This window comes from Vibrio sp. 1978 (assembly GCF_033344345.1).
This window is the reverse complement of record NZ_JAWPOP010000898.1, coordinates 1-545: the sequence shown is the minus strand read 5'-3', so window position 1 is coordinate 545 and position 545 is coordinate 1. Positions and strand designations below refer to the sequence as shown.

The window sequence follows — 545 nt, the reverse complement described above, 5'->3', positions numbered from 1 at the left end:
AACGCTAAATGGCGAGCAACTAACAGGCTGGAAAGATCTCTTCATCGCCGATGCCATCACCGATACTGGCCGACATTTTGGCAGTCGAATCGCGTTTATTGATGGCAAGATCTACTTCACGATTGGCGATCGAGGTGAACGAGACAACGGGCAAAATACTCAAACACACGCAGGCTCAATACTACGCTTGAATCTAGACGGCACGGTGCCAACAGATAACCCTTTTACTTCCTCTAAGGCAAAGCCTGAAATATGGAGTTTCGGGCATCGCAATCCACAAGGTTTGTTCTACGACAAAGAGACAGATCAACTTTGGTCGATTGAACATGGGCCGCGTGGAGGTGACGAAATTAACCTAATTAAAAAAGGGGCGAACTACGGTTGGGCAAGAGTCTCACAAGGGAAAGAATATTGGGGCCCACTTGATGTGGGTGAAGCGAAATCACTGCCAGGAATGGAAGACCCCAAATTGGTTTACATTCCCTCTATCGCTCCAAGCAATATGGTGCTCTATCGCGGGGATAAATACTCAGAACTTGACGGCA

General features: G+C 47.7%; 1 protein-coding gene. It reads left to right on the top strand.

Annotation, left to right across the window (positions count from 1 at the left end):
- Positions 1 to 545 (top strand): PQQ-dependent sugar dehydrogenase (locus R8N49_RS29745; protein ID WP_318190780.1); only part of this gene is annotated, 545 nt, incomplete at both ends.